The sequence below is a fragment of the Alkalihalobacillus sp. AL-G genome, assembly GCF_030643805.1.
Lineage (GTDB): Bacteria > Bacillota > Bacilli > Bacillales > Fictibacillaceae > Pseudalkalibacillus.
In genome coordinates, this window is record NZ_CP094656.1 from 1,998,075 (window position 1) to 2,014,683 (window position 16,609).

Genomic DNA, 16,609 nt, shown 5'->3' on the forward strand with positions numbered 1-16,609 from the left:
GATGGCAACATTTAAAGACTTTCGAAACTCAGTAAAACCAAACTGGTGTCCAGGTTGTGGGGACTTTTCAGTTCAAGCTGCCATCCAGCGTGCTGCTGCAAATATTGGACTAGAGCCGGAAGATCTTGCGGTTGTATCTGGAATTGGTTGTTCCGGACGTATTTCAGGGTACATCAACTCATACGGACTGCACGGGATTCATGGTCGTTCGCTTCCAATTGCACAAGGTGTGAAAATGGCGAACCGTGACCTCAAAGTCATCGCATCTGGTGGTGACGGTGACGGATTTGCAATTGGTATGGGTCACACGATCCACGCAATTCGTAGAAATATTGATGTAACATACATCGTTATGGATAACCAGATTTACGGACTGACAAAAGGGCAAACGTCTCCTCGTTCTGAATTCGGTTTCAAAACGAAGAGTACGCCGGAAGGGTCTGTAGAATCATCTATCTCCATCATGGAAACTGCATTGACTGCTGGTGCTACTTTCGTGGCTCAAAGCTTCTCAAGCGACCTAAAAGAACTAACTTCCTTGATTGAGCAAGGTATCAATCACGAAGGATTCTCTTTAATCAACGTATTTAGCCCTTGTGTAACCTACAACAAGATTAATACGTACGATTGGTTTAAAGAAAATCTAGTAAGTCTTTCTGATATCGACGGATACGATCCGCATAATCGTATGATCGCTATGCAAACGTTGATGGAAAACGAAGGCCTCGTTAAAGGCTTGATTTATCAGAATACAGAAAAGAAATCCTATCAAGACCTTGCACACGGTTATAGCAAGACAGCTCTTTCGAAAGCTGACCTTAGTCTTGATGACAAACAATTCGATGAGCTTTTATCAGAATTTATGTAAATGAATACTGCATCAAAAGGGGCGACTCACGTACTGGGTCCCCCTTTTTTTGTTTATAATTAAGGCCCCCCATGTTAACGCACTTATTTTCGCAGTAAATTCTCCAATTTCGCAGTATCTTTTCATTTAGGCAGTAACATTATCTGAATCGTAGTCTTAGATGATTCGTAGCTGAACCCGTTTTTAACTGGAAAAGTCGGGTATATTAAAGGTGACCACATGCAAAAAAGAAAAGACAAGGGTTTGATCGATTATATTAAAAGGCCAATTGTTCTCCCCAAAAGGACACCACTTTACTGTATACACCTGGCATGATACAATTTTGACGAGTTGGTTTAAGTGATCTTTAAAGGAGTGTTCGTCTTGGAAGGAAAAATGAAAGCGATTGTAAAACACCACCGTGACAAAGGTGCAAGACTAGAGATGGTGGATATTCCCCAAATAAATGAAGATGAAGTATTGATAAAAGTGAAAGCAACATCGATCTGTGGTACGGACGTACACATTTATGCATGGGATGAATGGTCCGCAAGCAGGGTAAACCCACCATATGTATTTGGTCATGAATTCGCAGGTGAGGTAGTTGAAGCAGGAAAAAATGTAACAAACGTACAAATTGGAGATCAAGTATCTGCAGAAACGCACATCGTATGTGATGAGTGCCCGCAGTGTTTAACAGGCAATGCCCATATTTGTAGGAACACTAAAATTATCGGTGTAGACATTGATGGTTGTTTTGCAGAATACGTGGCACTTGCTTCGAAAAATCTATGGAAGAATGATCCTGATCTTTCGAAGTCAGTTGCATCTGTCCAAGAACCGATGGGTAATGCAGTCCATACGGTTTTAGCTGGGGATGTTACTGGTAAAAGCGTTGCGATAATCGGGTGTGGACCGATTGGTTTAATGGCTGTCGGTGTTGCAAAAGCTGCCGGTGCTTCACAGGTAATCGCATACGATTTGAATGAATATCGACTTGATTTGGCAAAGCAAATGGGCGCAACTATGACTGTAAACTCTCGTGAAAAAGACCCTGTTGAAATCGCAATGAGTTTAACAGGTGGTAATGGGGTTGAAGTCGTTTGTGAAATGTCAGGTCATCCAGTCGCAATCGACCAAGGATTCAAGATGCTTACAAACGGTGGAAGAATGTCGATTTTAAGCCTACCAGTAAAGCCGGTTGAGGTAGACATTACGAATGATATCGTATTTAAAGGAATAACCGTTCAAGGGATCACCGGTCGTAAGATGTATGAAACTTGGCGACAAGTATCAGGTCTGTTAGAATCTGGCCAAGTGGATGTTGAGAAAATGATTACACATGAATTCCCGCTTGAAGATTTCGAAAAAGGGTTTGAGTTAATGCTAGAGGGTAAGTGTGGTAAAGTCGTCCTTAAGCCATAATATAGAAGTTCAAAAATTGACAAGAGCCCAAGTACATGCGCCTGCAATTGTATTCTAGGATGTATTCTTGATACAACTCGTAGCATTTGTGCAAGTACCGCTCGTTGATAAACGTCGAAGTGAATTTTTTAAATGGGGAGGTTATGACCTCTCTCTACATATAAATGAAAATTTGATAGGAGGAATATGTAATGAAAGGCTTTGAGTATCTTCAGAATGAATTGGATGAAATGAAATCCGAGGGTGTATACAGAGAGTTAGTACCATTAGAATCAAAGCAAGGGTCACGAGTTGTTATTCGAGGAAAGGAAGTTATACAACTATCTTCGAACAATTATCTTGGACTGACGGATCACCCACGCATGAAACAAGCCGCCCTGGATGCAGTTGAAAAATATGGGGTAGGTACTGGATCTGTCCGCACAATCGCAGGGACATTATCAATGCATGAAGAATATGAGAAAAAATTAGCAGAATTTAAACATACAGAAGCTTCTCTTGTGTTTCAATCCGGGTTTACTACAAACCAAGGTGTCCTTTCTTCTATTTTAACGAAGGAGGATGTTGTCATATCGGACGAGCTTAACCATGCATCCATCATTGACGGAATCCGTTTAACAAAAGCGGCTCGTAAAATTTACAATCACGTTGATGTAGAGGATCTTGAACGGGCTTTAAAAGAATGCTCAGACTTTCGAGTGCGTCTTGTCGTAACAGATGGTGTCTTCTCAATGGACGGAAATATTGCCCCATTACCTGAAATCGTGGAGCTTTGTGAAAAGTATGACGCGATCCTCATGGTTGATGATGCTCATTCCAGCGGTGTTCTTGGAAGAAACGGTCGTGGTTCTATCGATCATTTTGATTTAAATGGACGCGTGCACATACAGGTAGGTACGTTAAGTAAAGCGATCGGTGTATTAGGTGGATATGTGGCAAGTACCCAAACGTTGAGAGATTATCTAATTCACAAAGGTCGTCCGTTCCTCTTCAGTACGTCTCACCCGCCTGCTGTGACTGCCGCATGTTCTGCTGCAATCGATGTGTTATTAGAAGAACCGGAATTGATCGATAAGCTATGGGACAATGCGAAGTTTTTTAAAGATGGACTTACAAAGCTAGGATTTGACACAGGGAAAAGTGAAACGCCGATTACGCCTGTTGTAGTAGGTGATGGAGCTCTTGCTCATAAGTTATCTGACAAACTGTTCGAAAACGGGGTATTTGCACAAGGTATCGCTTTCCCGACAGTTGCAAAAGGTTCGGCGCGGGTTCGTACAATTGTCACCGCACAGCATTCGAAAGAAGATTTACAGGAAGCTTTAGATGCATTTGAAAAAGCCGGTAAAGAATTGAATATCATTAAATAACAGAGTATGGAGAAGGTGAACATCCTTCTCCTTTCTTTATGTTCACAGTTATTACATAGCCTTCATTGTGGTCATCCCTCTGTGAATTTGTTATACTGTTAGAGTTATATGCCTAAATGAAAATCAATTTTAAATAGATGTAAAAGGTAGTAAGGAGTGAACACGATGAAAAAAGAATTTCCTGTAATCGAAACTCCGAATCAGAAATCTGAGGAAAAAGATTACTCAAAATACTTTCAAACAACCTATCAACCGCCTTCTTTAAAGGATGCTAAGCGTCGTGGTAAAGAGAAGGTCCAATTCCATAAAGATTTTACCATTCCTGAGGACATGAACGGATTAGGAAAAGGGAAGAAATTCATGATCCGTACTTACGGCTGTCAAATGAATGAGCATGATACAGAAGTAATGGCCGGTATCCTGTCAGATATGGGCTTTGAGTCGACTTCTGTTACAGAAGAAGCAGATATCATTCTATTAAATACATGTGCGATTCGCGAAAATGCTGAAAACAAAGTGTTTGGTGAAATCGGGCATTTGAAGCCGCTTAAACTTGAAAAACCGGGTGTCATCGTTGGGGTTTGTGGATGTATGTCCCAAGAAGAGTCTGTCGTCAATAAAATTTTACAAAAGCATCAGCATATCGATTTGATTTTCGGTACGCATAACATCCACCGGCTTCCGCACCTTATTAAGAATGCGATTTTCGGTAAAGAGATGGTCATCGAGGTATGGTCGAAGGAAGGCGATATCGTTGAAAATCTTCCACGTGCCCGAAAAGGAAATATCAAGGGCTGGGTTAACATCATGTACGGCTGCGACAAATTTTGTACGTATTGTATCGTTCCTTATACACGTGGAAAAGAGCGTAGCCGACATCCAGAGGATATTATTGAAGAAGTCCGTCATTTAGCGAGAAATGGCTATAAAGAAATCACCTTACTCGGTCAAAATGTGAATGCATATGGGAAAGACCTTGAAGGTGTGGACTATGGCCTTGGCGATTTAATGGATGAAATCCGGAAAATCGATATCCCTCGGGTACGTTTCACGACCAGTCACCCTCGTGATTTTGACGATCATTTGATTGATGTGCTCGCGAAAGGCGGTAACCTTGTCGAACACATTCATTTACCAGTTCAACATGGTAGTTCTGAGGTATTGAAACTGATGGCGCGTAAATATTCACGTGAACACTATATGAAGCTCGTCGATAAAATCAAGAAAAAGATCCCGAACGCTGTTTTTACAACGGATATTATTGTTGGATTTCCGAATGAAACAGAAGAACAGTTTGAAGAAACGTTGTCTCTTGTAAAAGAAGTGGAGTATGACATGGCGTTTACGTTCATTTATTCACCTCGAGAAGGAACACCTGCAGCGAAGATGAAGGATAACGTTCCAATGGAAGTGAAAAAAGAGCGCCTGCATCGGTTGAATGATGTGATGAACGAGATTTTCTTAAAGAAAAATCTTGCTCTTAAGGGTGAAGTTGTCGAAGTACTCGTTGAAGGAGAAAGCAAGAAAAATCCAGATGTTCTTACAGGACATACACGCACGAATAAGGTCGTCCATTTCCATGGACCTAAATCATTAATCGGTGAGCTCGTCAACGTTCAAATCACGGATCCTAAAACGTGGAGCATGGGCGGCGAACTCGTCGAAACCGCAGAGGTGAGTCGATAATGGCAGAGAAGTCTAGAAAAGAAGTTATTGAAAAGGCAGAAGAACTTGCTAAAATGATTGCATCTACTGAAGAAGTTGATTTCTTCAAGAGAGCTGAATCGAAAATCAATGAAAATGATAAGGTGCAAAAGCTGATCAGCAAAATCAAAATTTATCAACAAGAGGCAGTCAACTTACAACATTACCAAAAGCATGAGGCACTGCAAAAGGTAGAAGCAAAGCTGGAGGCACTTCATGCTGAGGTCGATTCGATTCCGATCGTTCAGGAATTCAAACAATCACAAACCGACGTAAATGATTTGTTACAGCTTGTTACGAGCACGATTTCAAACACCGTTACCGATGAAATCATCGAATCTACTGATGGAGATCAGTTGAAGGGTCTCACCGGATCTGCTGTAAAGCATAATCGATTATAAAAAGAAGTTTATGAAACTCAGTTTATCCTTTAAAAAGCATGTGTTTACTAGGCTCAGTTCAATGTGAACTGAGCTATTTCTATTCTTTAACCAGTAACCATTGCAGCCCATAATTTTAGTATTTTTGTTTTTACTTTTTGTAATTCTCCTTCCTATTATACTTAGGACATATCTTTCCGATTTTTAGGTTAAGTTACAAACCAAAGGAGGTTATGCGAGCAATGAAGGATAAAAAAGGTGAAGCTGAATACGCAAATAAAAGGATCAATGAGTATTTTGGAAAAAGAAATGATGCTACGGTAGATATTGCCCCTATTTTAAATAACGTTCCACCTATCAGCAGAAACAAAGACAAAAAATAATGACTTGTAATGATTGTCGCGTCAACCACCATTATTGGTGGTTTTTTAATGCTGTTCAACCGCGCTAATGTCCCTGTACAAGACCTTTCCAGTTATTTTATAAAAAACAAAAAAATGAACAATATTTTCTTGAAATCCTCATAGACTGAACTAACGGGACATTATGAACGAGTTATAAAATTTTTAGCACACTAGTCATTCGCCCTGCATAGGATGAATTGAAGATTGGAAGAGGAGGGATTTAGTTACATGGCCAAAAACGATTTCAGTTACAGAGAGATCATAACTAAAGCAGTTTGCGGCAAGGGTCGAAAGTTTTCACAGGCTACACATACGATTACTCCTGCACATAAACCGTCTAGCATATTAGGCTGCTGGATTATTAATCACAAGTATAATGCGTTAGATAACGGGGATGCGGTCGATGTTGAAGGAAGCTATGATATCAATGTTTGGTATTCCTACAATAACAATACAAAGACAGAAGTCGTAACGGAAACAGTCCGCTATAAAGATTGCTGTAATCTGTCCAAAAAGGATGAGAAGTCATTAGGAACTCATCTAGAAGTCAATGCAAGAGCATTGCAGGAACCAAATACATTAGAAGCGACAATCTCACCGAACGGAAACAAAGTACTCGTACAGGTCGAGCGTGAATTCCTTGCAGAGGTTATCGGAGAAACGAAGGTTTGGGTCTATGTCAATCCTGAAGGCATAGAGGAAGATGATATTGAAGAAGATGAATGGGAAGACGAAGTAGATGATGAAGAGTTTGAAGATCTTGATCCTAACTTCCTCCTAGGGGATTTGGAGGAGTAAAGAAAGGGTTGACTCATAAGGGTCTGGCTCTCCGCAGGATGGAGGTGCCTGACACCTGATTTTTGAGTCAATCCTTTTTATTTTTCATGAAGTGAAAAAGCTTCTGACGTATAGATGGTCTGTCCAGCTTCAGCGCCCAACCTCCCGGATCACTTCAGAGCTCCTGCGGCGGTCGACACACTGATTTACATCGGGAATTGACCCACGCAGATCCAATCTGTATTTTGGTTGGTTTGATGCCTCCTCGTCGGTCTTCCATTGACCTACGAGGCTAAGCAGGGCGCTTACGCTTTTCTAAGAATATGCTATAATGGGGTGTAGATTACGTATATGACGGAGGGTTGACATGGCTGAATACACTCCAATGATCCAGCAGTATTTAACTATTAAGGCAGACTATCAAGATGCCTTTTTATTTTTTCGTCTTGGAGACTTTTATGAACTCTTTTTCGACGATGCATTAGAGGCATCTAAAGAGCTTGAAATTACACTGACGAGCAGAGATGGCGGCAAGGGAAACCGGATACCGATGTGTGGCGTTCCTCACCATTCATCAAAAAATTACATCGCACAGTTAATTGGAAAAGGTTTTAAAGTTGCGATATGCGAGCAGGTAGAGGATCCGAAAACAGCCAAAGGGGTAGTAAAACGGGACGTCGTGCAAATCATTACACCCGGCACCGTTATGGAAGGAAGCATGCTCGATGAAAAAGCGAATAATTTTATCGCTTCTGTAACTCCTTTTGAAAATCGTTATGGGTTCGCGACGTGTGACTTATCGACAGGGGAATGCTCAATAACGCTGTTAGACGAAGATTGGAAAGGTGTTTGCCTCCAAATCCAATCGGTCGGTGCCAAAGAGGTCATTGTTCCGAGTAATGTTGATTCCGAATCACGTGTAATGCTTAGGGATCAATTTCATTTGACAGTGTCTATAGAAGACGATATCGAAATACCAGAACCATTACATACAATCAGTGAGCATCTTGATGTACCGGAAATTAGAGAAAGTGCAGAGCGACTTGTTTCTTATTTGGTTAGGACCCAAAAACGTTCGCTTGATCATCTTCAACGCTTTAGCTATGTCGACCGATCTGGACATATGAAAATCGATCCAAACTCGAAGCGGAACCTTGAATTGGTCGAGACGTTACGTCAAAAGCAGAAAAAGGGTTCTTTACTATGGTTGTTGGACAAGACGGTGACAGCAATGGGCGGTCGGCTACTAAAGCAGTGGATTGAACGACCATTGGTACAACAAGCTCAGATTGAGGAACGGCTCGAAATTGTTGAAGCGTTCATGCAGCAATTTTTCAAAAGAGAAGAAATTCGGGAACAGCTTTTAGAAGTATATGACCTTGAGCGGTTGGCAGGTAAGGTTTCCTACGGCAACGTAAATGCCCGTGATCTCCATCAACTTAAACGGTCATTACAAAAAGTTCCCCAAGTCAAGGATATCCTTCTCGATATGGATCATACCGGATTAGTGGAACGGTCGGGTAAAATGGATCCTTGCCAGGAGCTGGCTGGTTTGCTTGAACGTGCCATTCATGAGGATGCACCGCTAACAATCAAGGATGGAAATATTATAAAAGATGGCTATCATGAAGGCTTGGATGCTTATCGAGATGCCAGTGTGAACGGAAAATCATGGATCGCCTCACTTGAACAGAAGGAAAAAGAAAGAACTGGTATTCGATCCTTGAAAATCGGCTATAATCGGATATTCGGCTATTATATCGAATGTACCAGAAGTAATCTTCATTTGATCGACGAAGAACGGTATGAACGAAAACAAACGTTAGCAAATGCTGAACGTTTTATTACTCCTGAATTGAAGGAAAAAGAGTCGATCATTTTAGAGGCGGAAGAAAAGTCGGTTGAGCTGGAATATGAATTGTTCCTTACAATCCGTGAAAAGGTAAAAGAATATATTCCTAAGCTTCAGCTTCTAGCAAAACAATTAAGTGAGATTGACGTATTACAAAGCTTCGCAGTCGTGAGTGAAGAAGGACAATTTTGTAAACCGCAGCTTTCAGAAGATGGTACTCTTCACATCGTTTCAGGCCGTCATCCTGTCGTGGAGAAAATGATGAATCGCCAGGATTACGTATCGAATGATGTCTATATGAATGATGAGCGTGAAGTCATACTTATAACGGGTCCGAATATGGCAGGAAAAAGCACGTACATGCGACAGGTCGCCCTGTCCTCAATTCTACTCCAAGTGGGCTGTTATGTACCTGCCGAGAAAGCAACTCTTCCGATATTCGATCAGATTTTCACCAGAATCGGAGCTGCGGATGATCTTGCTGGCGGCCAAAGCACGTTCATGGTTGAGATGATGGAAACCGAATATGCCTTATCTCATGCAACCGATAAAAGCTTGTTGTTACTTGATGAAATAGGCCGGGGAACATCTACTTATGATGGAATTTCATTAGCGCAATCGATCGTCGAGTATATCCACGAGCAAATTGGAGCAAAGACGTTATTTTCTACACACTATCATGAATTGACTGTACTGGAAGACAGTTTGGAGCGCTTGCAAAACGTCCACGTAAAAGCGGTTGAAGAGGATGGAAAGGTTGTTTTCCTACACCGGGTTGAAGACGGGAAGGCAGATAAGAGCTATGGAATTCATGTCGCTCAGTTAGCTCACCTGCCATCTAGATTAATCGATCGAGCGAACGAGCTTCTCGGTTTATTTGAAGCGAAACAGTCTGACGATTCGAGCGATCCAGCAACGAGAAATGAAGTGGTGAATGAACCTTCCAATCAATTGTCTTTATTCGAACATGAGGCTGAATCCAAACCCCGTCAACAAAAAGGCAAGGATCAAAATGCTGTCCTATCACATCTGAAGGAACTTGAACTATTGACGATGACCCCTTTAGAAGCGATGAATGCACTGTATGAATTACAAATGACACTCAAAAAAGATAAACGGGAGGAATCGAAATGGGTAAGATCAAACAGTTAGACGATCTTTTATCCAATAAAATTGCTGCCGGTGAAGTGGTCGAACGACCTGCTTCTGTTGTAAAAGAACTCGTTGAAAACTCAATTGATGCAAGTAGTACACGTATCGATATCGAGGTAGATGAAGGTGGGTTGTCCCGACTCCGAATAACAGATAACGGGGAGGGAATCGATAGTAATGACCTGAAGCTTGCGTTTCAACGCCATGCTACGAGTAAAATTCAACAGGAAAATGATCTGTTCCACATCCGCACACTCGGGTTTCGTGGGGAAGCATTACCGAGTATCGCTTCTGTGGCAAAGGTTGAAGTCAAAACGAGTACAGGAAGTGGTCCAGGCAATTACCTCGAGATCCAATACGGGAAGGTAATGACTGAATCGAAAGCGGATAGCAGGAAAGGAACGGATATTACGGTTTCTCAATTGTTCCATAACACGCCAGCAAGGTTAAAACATCTTAAAACCGTCCATACTGAGTTAGGGAATATAACTGATGTCATCAACCGGTTGGCTATGGGACATCCGGATGTTGGATTTCATTTGAAGCATAATGGAAAATCGGTACTAAGGACACCTGGGAACGGGGATATCCAGCAAGTGATAGCAGCCATCTACGGATTATCGGTAGCTAAAAAAATGCTTCAAGTCAAAAATAAAACACTTGATTATACCGTTTCCGGCTTTGCTGTTAAACCAGAAATCACCCGTTCCTCAAGGCAATACATATCACTGTTCATCAATGGGCGGTATATAAAAAATTACACCGTCTATAAAGCGATCGAACAAGCGTACCATACCTTGCTCCCGATCGGTAGATATCCAATCGTCGTTCTATCTATTGAACTCGATCCGATTCTCGTTGATGTTAATGTGCATCCTGCAAAGCTTGAAGCAAGATTCAGCAAGGAGAAGGAGCTAGCAAAAGCGATTGAGGACGGCATCCGGGAAACTTTAGGCCAAACAGAGTTGATTCCGAACGTTTCGAGTGCTTCTCACGAAAAAACGATAAAGCCGAATTCCGAACAGCACACCTTTGAGTTTGAAAATGGAACACCTCAAAAAGAAAAATTAACTCGATCGAATCAAAACGAGTTTGTAAGAGAGAAAGCGCGAATCTTTTCAGAGGTTTTTAAATCCGACGATCATGATTCACCAAAAAGTGAATCTTTTGATGAGCTTGGTGAACTCAATGAAAACATCTCTACTGGCGATGTTGGCTTACCTGAATCAGAAGAAAGTCATGAGAATGCCCCGATGACTAAAAGGGTACCACCGATGTATCCGGTTGGGCAGGTTCATGGAACGTACATCGTTGCACAAAACGATATCGGGATGTACATTATTGACCAGCATGCAGCTCAGGAGCGGATCAAATATGAATTTTATCGTGAGAAGGTTGCTGAGGTGAAGCATGAAGTTCAGGAGTTGCTCGTACCGATCACGTTTGAATTCACTCACACTGAAACAATGATCATTCGTTCTCATCTCGAGGAATTCGCCTTAGTCGGGATCTTTTTAGAATCGTTTGGAACGAATGCGTTCATCGTCCGCTCACATCCCCAATGGTTTCCAAACGGCGAAGAGCAGAGGACGATACAGGAAATCATTGATCAGGTTTTACAGAACCAAAAAACAGACATAAAAAAGTTACGAGAAGAAGCAGCGATTATGATGTCCTGTAAGGGTTCCATTAAAGCAAATCGCCATTTACGACATGATGAGATGATCACGTTGATCGACTCATTAAGAGAAGCAAGTGATCCATTTACATGTCCGCATGGCAGACCGATCATCGTTCAGTATACGAAGTATGAGATGGAGAAGATGTTTAAGCGAGTGATGTAAAGGATGTTCAAAAAGTCCTGAGGCTAACAAGACTACAGATATGGAATGCTTCAATGCGGTTTTGCGCTGAGTAACCGCAGGCGCAGCATATTAGTCAGTTCGACCTTGTCATTTTTTTTGAACATTTATTTGTAACAGATGGGTGGAGGCATAGCATGACAAAACCTACTCTTGTAGCGGTTGTTGGTCCGACGGCGGTCGGGAAAACGAAAACAAGTATTGAACTTGCAAAAACGTTCGCTGGTGAAATCGTCAACTGTGATTCGATGCAAATTTATCGAGAAATGGACATAGGTACCGCAAAAATAAAGCCCGATGAAATGGAAGGGATTCCACATCATTTATTTGATATTTGCATGCCAGACGAAGAATATTCGGTAGCCGAATACCAGCATGATGCTAACGAAGTGATCGACGAAATTCATGGTCGCAACCATTTACCGATCATGGTTGGGGGAACAGGTTTATATGTCCGTGCAGTTGCGCATAATTATCAGTTTGATGAAACACCACGAAATCCTGACTATCGTGAAGAGCTTGAAAAGTATGTGGATGACTGTGGTGCGGATGCGTTGCATGACCGTTTAACAAAAGTCGATTCTGAACGTGCTAAACAGATTCATCCGAATAATACTCGACGAGTCATTCGAGCGCTTGAGATTTTTCAAATGACAGGGAGTGCATTTTCAAGTAAACACGAACCGGAATCTCCATTCAATCTCGCTCTTGTTGGCTTGACGATGGAACGAGACCTACTTTATGAACGAATCAATCATCGGGTTGATTTAATGGTCGAGGAGGGATTGTTTGACGAGGTGAAAAAACTGTACGAGGCAAACATTCAAAATACGCAATCTGTTCAAGCAATTGGGTATAAGGAAATCTACCGATATTTTGATGGAGGCTATTCGCGTGAAAAAGCGATCGAGACACTGAAACGGAACTCCAGAAGGTATGCAAAACGACAATTGACATGGTTTAGACATCAATTGGATGTTGAGTGGTTTGATATGACAACAACACCTGATGAAAAAATTCCATCAATTTTACGATTTGTGGCAGGAAAGCTCAGTCTTTAATCGAATTAATGTATGAACGTTTATTTAGGAGGCCTGTACATATGAAGCAATCCATTAATATCCAAGACCAATTTCTGAACACTCTTCGCAAAGAAAATGTATTTGTAACGGTATACCTTTTGAATGGGTTCCAGCTAAAGGGTCTAGTAAAAGGATTCGATAATTTTACCGTTGTACTGGAATCGGATGGAAAGCAACAATTGATCTACAAGCACGCTATTTCCACATTTACACCGCAGCGATCAGTTGAATTCACCTCCGAGAACAATAACGGATAATCGAAATGAACTCGTGGGTATCTTAACTTCTTTAACGGACCTTCTTCATTAGAAGGAAAAGTAAGTTCCATTGAAAAAGGAAAAAAATAAGGCTGACCCTAAGAACAGTAACTTCGCCACAATTTCAGGGTGGAGAAACATAAATTCAGGGTCAGCTTTTTTGGTGTTTTTCTATTAGTTTAAGTATTCGTAAAAACGATTTAAGGTCAGTGGTGTTTTAAGTCCAAAACGTTGTTGAATCGTCTCAGGTTTTTCTTCGGATTGAATTGCTTTAAGGATGGCAGTCCTTCGAAAATGCTGCCCTGAAATTCCTTTTCGCAGTCCAGACCTTTCTACCTCTTGTCTGATCATTTTTTGAATCGCGATTTCTGTTAAACGCTTCGGCCTGTCTTCTTCATAACTCCATCGGTACGTCAATCGCTGAAAGTCAAAAGCTACAAATAGCGGGTCAGAATGGTATTGTGCAGGACGAACTGCTTCTGGAATTAGTTGGTAGTATCTGTACAAACCGTTGGCTATTTCTCCGTCAATGTCAATATGACGGTCCAATTGGCCATTTGAACTTCGAACGACGATCTGTTTTTGTATAAAAGAAACATGTCGAATATCCATTGATACAATATCCTGCAACGACAATCCGTAGTTGAGCATTAGGCTGATAATTGAGACGTTTCTTGGAGCCAAGTAAGGATGTGCTTTGAGCTGGTTCTCGGTCAATCCTTTTTCAGATGACATGGTTTCGAGTAGTTGAGCTGTTTCCCCTTCTGTTACAAACATGTCCTCCGTAAAATATTCCTTCTCCAACACATTGATCTTAATCCCATTTAACGGATTTTCAGGAATAACACGTTGATCAGTCAGGTAATGATAATACTGCTTAAGTACACTATAAACACGTTTTATAGTACGAAAAGAGTACTCCCGTTCATGAGCAAGATAATCAAAATAGGATTGAACAAACTCTGATGTATAAACTCTGCCATCTATGTATGTAAGTTCATTTACCCTTATCCAAGCGAGGAAATCTTCGAGATCATATCGGTACCGTTTAACGGTAGCTGGACGTTTACCTCTTTTCTCCAAAAAAATGATAAATTCGATTGCATGCTGTGGCTTTTCTTCGGTTTTCATCACACTCACCACCTTTAGGCTCATTATAGCATGTTCGATTTGCATTTTAGTGTATAACAGAACTCCATTCATCAAACGATATAAAAAAAGAGTGTTGAGGTGGACATGATGATCAAGAAAGTAGCCGTGATTCTGTTCGTATTCAGTATTATATCAGCCTGTAATTGGGATCAAGCGGACCCTGGACAGGAAAATTATACAAACCCGACGGAACAAAATTTTAAAACGAATAAAAACGGATTAAATTCTTCACCAATCGTGCTAAAGAATTCAGGAGAAGCGGCAAGTGCCAAAGATCTTGTGCAATTGACAGAACAGGTTGAAGGTGTGGAGTATGCACGATCGATCGTATCCGGCATATATTCCGTTATCGGGGCGAAAATTCAATCCGGCTATGACAAGGAAAAAACGATTGAAAATATATATAAGAAGGTAAATACTCATAGTCGCGGTGCCAATGCGGTTGTGACGACTGATCCGACACATTTGAATAAGCTGAAAAAATGGGGCGATGAAATCAATGAAGGTGGACTTAAAGCAAATATATATAACAACCTTGGTGTCATGATCAGCCAGATTAAACCGAATGATAATTATCCAAGCAATGATGCACTGCCATCAGAAGAAGAATTACAACAGGAACGAATTAAAGAAACGCCATAGTTGAGAAGTGACCCGAGAAAGAATGGGTCATTTTTTATTGTTTAAAATATTATACTGTGCTGAATCCGTTATGATACTTCTCCGTCGAAGACTCAACCAACTGGAATTTATTTTTTCATTTGACAATCTTGTATATACAAGATTATACTAACGGAAGAAACAAACATGTATATACAAGATGAAAATGAAAGCGGTATATAAATTTTTTTGAAAAAGTATGTAACCGTTTTCCACTCACTGGGAGGAGTACATCATGAGTATTAGTCGTGAAACAGTTCTAATGATTGTGGAAGCGCTCGGTGGACGTGACAATATCAATACGGCAACACATTGTGTTACACGCCTGCGTCTTGCATTAAACGATGAGGGAAAAGTAGATAAGGAGAAATTAGAATCTATTGATATCGTAAAAGGTTCCTTTTCTACAAATGGTCAGTTCCAGGTCGTAATCGGCCAAGGAACTGTTGATGAAGTGTATAAAAAGATGGTCGAAGAAACCGGTATCGGTGAAGCATCGAAGGAAGATGTCAAGGAAGCTGCAAAGGACAAGCTGAATCCGTTACAACGAGCGGTCAAAGTCTTAGCAGACATCTTCATTCCGATCCTGCCAGCAATTGTTACTGCTGGTCTCTTGATGGGATTGAATAACGTACTTGTCGGTGAAGGTATTTTTTATGATGAAAAGTCAATTGTGCAAGTGCATAAACAATGGGCAGATCTAGCAAGTATTATCAACTTGATCGCAAATACCGCATTCGTCTTTTTACCTGCGTTAATCGGTTGGTCCGCAGTAAAACGATTCGGCGGTAACCCATTACTCGGTATAGTTCTCGGATTAATGCTCGTCCACCCAGATTTATTGAACGCGTGGGCGTATGGTGATGCGCTTAAAAAAGGAGAAATCCCAGCATGGAATCTCTTCGGATTAACCATTGAAAAGGTTGGGTATCAAGGTCAGGTCCTCCCTGTTCTGGTAGCCTCTTATGTATTAGCGAGAATTGAGCAATTTTTAAACAAACGAATTCCAGATTCCATAAAATTATTGGTCGTTGCACCGATAACGTTACTGATTACTGGATTCCTAGCATTTATAGTAATCGGCCCAATTACGTTTGCAATCGGGAATGTGATTACTGATTTATTTGTAGGAATCTTTGAAAACTTTGCAGCACTAGGTGGAATTGTGTACGGTGGTTTGTATTCACTACTTGTTATAACAGGAATGCACCATACCTTCCTAGCTGTCGATCTTCAATTGATTTCGAGTACAGGCGGAACATTTCTATGGCCGATGCTCGCCTTATCAAACATTGCACAAGGTTCATCTGCACTTGCGATGATGTTTGCAACAAGAGACGAAAAGCTGAAAGGCCTATCGGGTACATCAGCTCTTTCTGCGTACCTCGGTATCACTGAGCCAGCGATGTTTGGAGTAAACATCCGGTTCAAGTATCCGTTTGTCTTCGCGATGCTTGGCTCAGCGATTGCAGGTTTGATCCTCGCACTTAATCATGTAACGGCATTTTCGATTGGCATCGGTGGTATACCTGGATTCTTATCGATTAAGGACGAGTTCTGGGGAGCATTCTTCACCGGTATGGCGATTGTAATTGTAGTGCCTTTCGCTCTCACATATTTCTACGCAAAGGTCAAAAAGATCAAATAAGATTCAAATAAACAGGCATCTCACATTGTGAGATGCC

At 41.2% G+C, this 16,609-nt stretch carries 14 protein-coding genes; 13 read left to right on the forward strand and 1 reads right to left on the reverse strand.

Going from position 1 to position 16,609, the window contains the following annotated elements:
* Nucleotide 1 precedes the first annotated feature (1 nt).
* The 11 genes from MOJ78_RS10250 (at nt 2) to hfq (ending at nt 13,112) form a co-directional block, all read left to right on the forward strand.
* A complete protein-coding gene (locus tag MOJ78_RS10250; RefSeq protein WP_304981080.1) occupies nt 2-868 on the forward strand; it encodes a 2-oxoacid:ferredoxin oxidoreductase subunit beta in 867 nt (288 codons plus the stop codon).
* A 375-nt stretch (nt 869-1,243) separates the two neighbouring features.
* Nucleotides 1,244-2,272, forward strand: coding sequence for an L-threonine 3-dehydrogenase (gene tdh, locus MOJ78_RS10255; RefSeq protein ID WP_304981230.1), 1,029 nt, complete (start codon nt 1,244-1,246; stop codon nt 2,270-2,272).
* Between the two features lie 191 nt (nt 2,273-2,463).
* The gene (locus tag MOJ78_RS10260; protein WP_304981081.1) at nt 2,464-3,642 is read left to right on the forward strand and encodes a glycine C-acetyltransferase; all 1,179 of its coding nucleotides are present in this window, start codon (nt 2,464-2,466) and stop codon (nt 3,640-3,642) included.
* A 165-nt stretch (nt 3,643-3,807) separates the two neighbouring features.
* Nucleotides 3,808-5,328 carry a tRNA (N6-isopentenyl adenosine(37)-C2)-methylthiotransferase MiaB gene (miaB, locus tag MOJ78_RS10265; protein WP_304981082.1) on the forward strand — a complete coding sequence of 507 codons (1,521 nt, stop codon included), beginning with the start codon at nt 3,808-3,810 and terminating at the stop codon, nt 5,326-5,328.
* On the forward strand, nt 5,328-5,747 hold the full coding sequence (locus MOJ78_RS10270; RefSeq protein ID WP_304981083.1) for a YlbF/YmcA family competence regulator: 420 nt from the start codon (nt 5,328-5,330) through the stop codon (nt 5,745-5,747). The genes miaB and MOJ78_RS10270 overlap by 1 nt, the downstream gene beginning before the upstream one ends.
* Nucleotides 5,748-5,968: 221 nt before the next feature.
* Entirely contained in the window at nt 5,969-6,109 is a 141-nt protein-coding gene (locus tag MOJ78_RS10275; protein WP_304981084.1) for a hypothetical protein, read from the forward strand.
* 249 nt (nt 6,110-6,358) lie between these two features.
* Nucleotides 6,359-6,928 (forward strand): outer spore coat protein CotE, encoded by a 570-nt coding sequence (locus MOJ78_RS10280; RefSeq protein ID WP_304981085.1) that lies wholly within the window; start codon nt 6,359-6,361, stop codon nt 6,926-6,928.
* A gap of 346 nt (nt 6,929-7,274) precedes the next feature.
* Nucleotides 7,275-9,911 carry a DNA mismatch repair protein MutS gene (gene mutS, locus MOJ78_RS10285; protein WP_304981086.1) on the forward strand — a complete coding sequence of 879 codons (2,637 nt, stop codon included), beginning with the start codon at nt 7,275-7,277 and terminating at the stop codon, nt 9,909-9,911.
* Nucleotides 9,890-11,755: a DNA mismatch repair endonuclease MutL gene (gene mutL / locus MOJ78_RS10290; RefSeq protein WP_304981087.1), complete on the forward strand. Its 1,866-nt coding sequence runs from the start codon at nt 9,890-9,892 to the stop codon at nt 11,753-11,755. The genes mutS and mutL overlap by 22 nt, the downstream gene beginning before the upstream one ends.
* A gap of 155 nt (nt 11,756-11,910) precedes the next feature.
* Nucleotides 11,911-12,834, forward strand: a complete 924-nt coding sequence (gene miaA, locus MOJ78_RS10295; RefSeq protein ID WP_304981088.1) for a tRNA (adenosine(37)-N6)-dimethylallyltransferase MiaA — start codon at nt 11,911-11,913, stop codon at nt 12,832-12,834.
* A 41-nt stretch (nt 12,835-12,875) separates the two neighbouring features.
* Entirely contained in the window at nt 12,876-13,112 is a 237-nt protein-coding gene (gene hfq / locus MOJ78_RS10300; RefSeq protein WP_304981089.1) for an RNA chaperone Hfq, read from the forward strand.
* A 174-nt stretch (nt 13,113-13,286) separates the two neighbouring features.
* Here the strand turns inward: hfq and MOJ78_RS10305 are convergent, their stop codons facing one another.
* Nucleotides 13,287-14,243, reverse strand: coding sequence for a tyrosine-type recombinase/integrase (locus tag MOJ78_RS10305; RefSeq protein ID WP_304981090.1), 957 nt, complete (start codon nt 14,241-14,243; stop codon nt 13,287-13,289).
* Between the two features lie 108 nt (nt 14,244-14,351).
* Here MOJ78_RS10305 and MOJ78_RS10310 point away from each other — a divergent pair, with 108 nt between their 5' ends.
* Together MOJ78_RS10310 and treP are read left to right on the forward strand one after the other, a co-directional pair.
* The gene (locus MOJ78_RS10310; protein WP_304981091.1) at nt 14,352-14,906 is read left to right on the forward strand and encodes a YhcN/YlaJ family sporulation lipoprotein; all 555 of its coding nucleotides are present in this window, start codon (nt 14,352-14,354) and stop codon (nt 14,904-14,906) included.
* A 253-nt stretch (nt 14,907-15,159) separates the two neighbouring features.
* Complete coding sequence (gene treP, locus MOJ78_RS10315) at nt 15,160-16,572, forward strand: PTS system trehalose-specific EIIBC component (protein WP_304981092.1); 1,413 nt, start codon at nt 15,160-15,162, stop codon at nt 16,570-16,572.
* Nucleotides 16,573-16,609: the final 37 nt, after the last annotated feature.

Coding starts and splice junctions, on each gene's coding strand:
- MOJ78_RS10250 (WP_304981080.1), top strand. CDS start 2: ATGGCAACATTTAAAGACTTTCGAAACTCAGTAAAACCAAACTGGTGT.
- tdh (WP_304981230.1), top strand. CDS start 1,244: ATGAAAGCGATTGTAAAACACCACCGTGACAAAGGTGCAAGACTAGAG.
- MOJ78_RS10260 (WP_304981081.1), top strand. CDS start 2,464: ATGAAAGGCTTTGAGTATCTTCAGAATGAATTGGATGAAATGAAATCC.
- miaB (WP_304981082.1), top strand. CDS start 3,808: ATGAAAAAAGAATTTCCTGTAATCGAAACTCCGAATCAGAAATCTGAG.
- MOJ78_RS10270 (WP_304981083.1), top strand. CDS start 5,328: ATGGCAGAGAAGTCTAGAAAAGAAGTTATTGAAAAGGCAGAAGAACTT.
- MOJ78_RS10275 (WP_304981084.1), top strand. CDS start 5,969: ATGAAGGATAAAAAAGGTGAAGCTGAATACGCAAATAAAAGGATCAAT.
- MOJ78_RS10280 (WP_304981085.1), top strand. CDS start 6,359: ATGGCCAAAAACGATTTCAGTTACAGAGAGATCATAACTAAAGCAGTT.
- mutS (WP_304981086.1), top strand. CDS start 7,275: ATGGCTGAATACACTCCAATGATCCAGCAGTATTTAACTATTAAGGCA.
- mutL (WP_304981087.1), top strand. CDS start 9,890: ATGGGTAAGATCAAACAGTTAGACGATCTTTTATCCAATAAAATTGCT.
- miaA (WP_304981088.1), top strand. CDS start 11,911: ATGACAAAACCTACTCTTGTAGCGGTTGTTGGTCCGACGGCGGTCGGG.
- hfq (WP_304981089.1), top strand. CDS start 12,876: ATGAAGCAATCCATTAATATCCAAGACCAATTTCTGAACACTCTTCGC.
- MOJ78_RS10305 (WP_304981090.1), bottom strand. CDS start 14,243: ATGAAAACCGAAGAAAAGCCACAGCATGCAATCGAATTTATCATTTTT.
- MOJ78_RS10310 (WP_304981091.1), top strand. CDS start 14,352: ATGATCAAGAAAGTAGCCGTGATTCTGTTCGTATTCAGTATTATATCA.
- treP (WP_304981092.1), top strand. CDS start 15,160: ATGAGTATTAGTCGTGAAACAGTTCTAATGATTGTGGAAGCGCTCGGT.